General features: G+C 74.1%; 5 protein-coding genes and 1 pseudogene. 1 reads left to right on the top strand and 5 read right to left on the bottom strand.

Features of this window, described 5'->3' with window-relative positions:
• Positions 1–123 precede the first annotated feature (123 nt).
• The gene (locus ABZ749_RS30715; protein ID WP_357233883.1) at positions 124–669 is read right to left on the bottom strand and encodes a hypothetical protein; all 546 of its coding nucleotides are present in this window, start codon (positions 667–669) and stop codon (positions 124–126) included.
• Positions 670–808: 139 nt separating this feature from the next.
• On the opposite strand from ABZ749_RS30715, the gene ABZ749_RS30720 reads away from it, so the two are divergent.
• Positions 809–1150 carry a hypothetical protein gene (locus ABZ749_RS30720; RefSeq protein ID WP_091405403.1) on the top strand — a complete coding sequence of 114 codons (342 nt, stop codon included), beginning with the start codon at positions 809–811 and terminating at the stop codon, positions 1148–1150.
• 11 nt (positions 1151–1161) lie between these two features.
• Here the strand turns inward: ABZ749_RS30720 and ABZ749_RS30725 are convergent, their stop codons facing one another.
• From ABZ749_RS30725 to ABZ749_RS30740, 4 genes and pseudogenes are all read right to left on the bottom strand, one after another.
• Positions 1162–1629, bottom strand: a complete 468-nt coding sequence (locus ABZ749_RS30725; protein WP_357233885.1) for a ribose-5-phosphate isomerase — start codon at positions 1627–1629, stop codon at positions 1162–1164.
• Between the two features lie 87 nt (positions 1630–1716).
• Positions 1717–2916, bottom strand: coding sequence for a DUF1015 family protein (locus ABZ749_RS30730; protein WP_357233887.1), 1200 nt, complete (start codon positions 2914–2916; stop codon positions 1717–1719).
• An 89-nt stretch (positions 2917–3005) separates the two neighbouring features.
• Positions 3006–3521 (bottom strand): hypothetical protein, encoded by a 516-nt coding sequence (locus ABZ749_RS30735; RefSeq protein ID WP_357233889.1) that lies wholly within the window; start codon positions 3519–3521, stop codon positions 3006–3008.
• Between the two features lie 181 nt (positions 3522–3702).
• Positions 3703–4105, bottom strand: a pseudogene (locus tag ABZ749_RS30740) (disulfide bond formation protein DsbA); the annotation flags it as partial.

Consider the following 4105-nt stretch of genomic DNA (forward strand, 5'->3'; position numbering starts at 1 on the left):
CTTCCGATCGGCCGGCCACGGATGAACCGCGGCCGGCCGGGTAAGCAGCGACCTTGCCTGGTGGGGAGACGACCGGGAGCACGGGTGGGCGGGTCCTGGACCGGCCCACCCGTGCACACCCGGTCAGTTCGAGGAAATCCAGTTCCAGGCCGAGACGACCCACTCGGTCTGCTGGAGCCACGCCACCCCGAGGCCGACGAGGAACACCGCCGTCGCCAGGTGCGCACCTCTGGCGCTGCGCCGGACCCGGCCCAGCTGCCGCTCCAGCACCACCCGGCCGACCAGCCGGAACAGGGCGAACAGGCCGGCCGCCACCAGCAGGCTGAGCACCAGCACCAACAGCGGGCCGCTCAGGTCACCCTGGCCGGACAGCGCCCAGATCCCCCAACACACGAACGCGAAGAGGCCTGCCGCGGCGCTCCACTCACCGCCGCGCCGCAGCTGCGCCATCCGCGAGCTGAGCGAGCGGCGGGGCACCGGGCCACCGGGCCAACCGGTGCCGGTCGGCTCCTGCTCGACCACCGGGAACGGCTCCGTCCGCGGGGTGCGTCGCTCGCCCACCGGAGCGACCCCCCGGCGGAACCCGTCACGCTGCGGCGGCACCCCGACGCCGGCCTGCGGTGGCACCTCCACGGTCCGCTCCGCCCACGGCTGCGTCTGGTCTGCCATCTCGTCCTCCCCCTGACCGACGGCAACAGCACCGCCTTGATTCGAGGGTAGCCAGCCGGCAAATCGGTCGCCGACCCCGGCCGGGGCGCGCGGCCCCGCGACGGTGCCGGATCCAACCGGGCCAGGGTACGGTCGGCTGATGGGTGACCCCGACCGACGACGGCGACGGCTGCGCCACCACGCCGACACCGAAACGGCCAGACCGGGTGCGGACGGCCCGACGGTCAGCACGCCGGGCGTGCACGACGGTGACGAGCCGCCGCCGCGACGCAGGAGCACGGGCGGCGACGAGCGCGACGGCGAGCGGGGGCTGCGCGGGTTGGTCGGTTCCGGCTCGTCCCAGGTGGGACTGAGCGCCGCGCTACGGGCCCGGGACGCGGCCCGCCCCACCGACGACGACCTGGCCGAGGCGGAAGCCCGGGTGGTGGTCGTCCGGCGAAACTGGGTGCCCCGCGAGGAGCTGCCCCGCTCGCCGCGCTGAGCGTCGCACGGTCAGGGCAGGTCGGGCAGCTTCCGGGTCCGCTCGTACTCGGCCACCTGGGTGATCCGACGAGCGTGCCGCTCGTTGCCGGAGAACGGCGTGTTCAGGAACGCCTCGACGATGGCGGTCGCCTCGTCCAGCGTGTGCTGGCGGGCACCGACGGCGACCACGTTGGCGTCGTTGTGCTGGCGGGCCAGCTGGGCTGTCTCGACGCTCCAGGCCAGCGCGGCGCGGACGCCGGCGACCTTGTTCGCGGCGATCTGCTCACCGTTGCCGGAGCCACCGATGACCACTCCGAGGCCCGTCTCGTCGGCCACCACCTGGTCGCCCGTGTGCAGGCAGAACGTGGGGTAGTCGTCGTCCGGGTCGTAGCTGTGCGGGCCGACGTCGACCACGTCGTAGCCCTGCATGGCCAGGTGGCTGGCCAGGTGCACCTTCAACTCGAAACCGGCGTGATCGGATCCCAGGTAGACGCGCATACCGGGCAGTCTGTCAGGCCGCGCTCGGGGACGTCACACGGGCGGCGTCCCCGAGCCGGGTTCGTCACACGGTCGTGGGGATGACGCTCAACGCGGCAGCTCGGCGACGACCAGGCCGCCGCGCGCCTTCGGGGTGAACCAGGTGCTCTTGCGGGGCATCTTCTCCCTGGCCAGGTTGACAGCGACGAAATCCGCCACTGTCACCGGCGCGATCAGGATGGCCAACTCGGCCCGGCCGGCGTCGACCTCACCGGTGAGCCAGCTCGCCGGGTAGTCGCCCCCGACGTAGGTGATTCGCTTGTCGCCCGGGTCCAGACCGAGCGCGTCACGCAGCACCAACCGCTCGACCAGAGCGTGATCCAGGTTTTCCAGGCGGGCGGAGGCGGTGGCGGGCAGGCGCACCGCGTACCCCTGGCCGTCGAGGCGGAGGTGCACGGTGCCGCCGGCCGCCGGGACCTCGACCGGGCCGTCGATCGGCTCGACAGCGGCGCCCGCGGCCCGCAGCCGGTCGAGCAGCTCGGCCGGGGTGGTGGTCAGCTCGCTGACCAGCCGGTTGTACGGCTGGATGGCCACCGACGCGGGGGTGGTGACCACGGCCAGGAAGCGCGGCAGCCCACCGGTCTGGGCGGCCAGGCTGCGGTGGTTGCCGTCCGCGACGACCAGGTCCCCGCCACCGGCGAGAGCCGTGAGCGTGGTCTGCTCCGGGCCGGGGCCGAGCAGCCAGATGGCGTGCGTGCGCCCCGCCTGGTCGGTGTCCGTCGCGGCGGGCGCGCCGGCCGTGTCGGTCGCCGCCGCGAGCGCGGCGTGCAGTTCGTCGCCACGCCCGGTCTGGAGCAGGAGTACGGGTGAGAGCAGGTGCCCCAGCGCGTCGGCCAGCGCCACCCGCTCGCGCACCTTGGCGATGAAGACGTCCTCGTTGCGGATGACCAGGCCCGGCTCGTCTGCCCGGGTGGAGATCTGGTCGGTGTCCACCATCGCGAACAGCCCGTACGCCGGCTCCTCGCCGGGCGCGCTGATCCGGTAGAGCACCACCACCTGCTCGGCGGGGGTGTAACTGCCGTCGGCCTTGGCCTCGGCGAGGCGGGCCACCGCGTCCGGCAGCGCGTCGAGGAACGACTTGCCCAGGCTCTGCGGGGCGCGATGCGGCATTTCGATGCCGAGAGCGCTGTGCGGGTTCGACCCGATGATCGCGGTGATTTCCGCGTCGTCGGCGAACTCGTCGTAGTTTTGCGCGCCGGTGCCGCCAGTGGTGACCCAGGCCCGGGTGATCGGATGCACGACCGTCATGCCCACTGACGCTACCGGCGACGGTGTCGCCGCCGACGGGGACCTGCGGTGCGTCCACCAGATGAAAGCGCCCGGAAGGGCCCGGCTGGTCAGCCGGCGCGGTCGGAGGTGCCCCGGCGGTGCCTACCCGCGCTCACCGGCCCACCGTTGCCACGCCGACCGGTCCCGATCGGCCCGCTGTTCAGGGCGCGGCGGGGCGACGCGGGCGGGCCCGGCACCGGACGGTCGGGAGGAGGCGTGGGAACGGGCCGAGGGTTCAGCGGCGGCGTCGGCACCGGGCGCGGAGGAGCCGGTGCCGGCGGCGGAGGAGCCGGTTCGGCCGGGGCCGCCCCCGACGGCACCAGCGCCGGCGCGCTGGTCGGCACCGCGTCGACTGACGACGGCAGTGGGTCGACCGGCCTGGGCGGGGTGAGCCGGGAGGTCACCGGGACCCGCGCCACGCCCACCACGATGGGCGGCGCGAGGAGATCCACCAGGTGGGCGGGCAGGTCCGGGCGGACCGTCGGCCAGCGGGAGTCGTCAACGGACCAGTAATCCGCGCCGGGAGTCTCGATCACCCCCTGCCGGGTCAGCTGATCGTCACCGGACGCACGGTGCTTGGCCATCGGGATTTGCCTCCACGAACTGCGGCGTGCGGCCCTTCGGGTCGCTGCGGCGGACACCGAGGGAAACGACGCCGCCCGCCTCCCGGTGACGCCACGACCCACCGCGGACCTCGGCGGAGGACGAGAAACGCCCCCGTCCGCGCGACTGACGAAGCACGGACGGGGGCGCGGTGGTCGTCGCTCAGTCGAAGATCGGGCTCTGCTCGCGGGTGCGCTTGAGCTCGTAGAAGCCCGGGGTGCCGGCGACCAGCAGCACGCCGTCCCACAGCCGGCCGGCGGCCTCCCCCTTCGGAGCCGGGGTGATCACCGGGCCGAAGAACGCGACCGGGGTGCCGTCCGGGCCGGGAGCGTGCACGACGGGAGTGCCCACGTCCTGCCCGACCGGGCGCATGCCCGCCTCGTGGCTGGCCCGCAGTGCCTCGTCGTAGTCGGTGCTGTCGGCGGCCGCGGCCAGTGCCGGGTCGAGGCCGGCCTCGGTGAGCGCGGCCACGTACAGCTCCGGACCCCGCTCCTGCTTCTGGAGGTGGATCCGGGTGCCGAGCGCGGTGTAGAGCGGGCGCAGCACGTCGTTGCCGTGCAGCTGC

Origin of the sequence: Micromonospora sp. NPDC047753 (assembly GCF_040642735.1) — a bacterium.
Taxonomy (GTDB): domain Bacteria; phylum Actinomycetota; class Actinomycetes; order Mycobacteriales; family Micromonosporaceae; genus Micromonospora.

Coding starts and splice junctions, on each gene's coding strand:
- ABZ749_RS30715 (WP_357233883.1), bottom strand. CDS start 669: ATGGCAGACCAGACGCAGCCGTGGGCGGAGCGGACCGTGGAGGTGCCA.
- ABZ749_RS30720 (WP_091405403.1), top strand. CDS start 809: ATGGGTGACCCCGACCGACGACGGCGACGGCTGCGCCACCACGCCGAC.
- ABZ749_RS30725 (WP_357233885.1), bottom strand. CDS start 1,629: ATGCGCGTCTACCTGGGATCCGATCACGCCGGTTTCGAGTTGAAGGTG.
- ABZ749_RS30730 (WP_357233887.1), bottom strand. CDS start 2,916: ATGACGGTCGTGCATCCGATCACCCGGGCCTGGGTCACCACTGGCGGC.
- ABZ749_RS30735 (WP_357233889.1), bottom strand. CDS start 3,521: ATGGCCAAGCACCGTGCGTCCGGTGACGATCAGCTGACCCGGCAGGGG.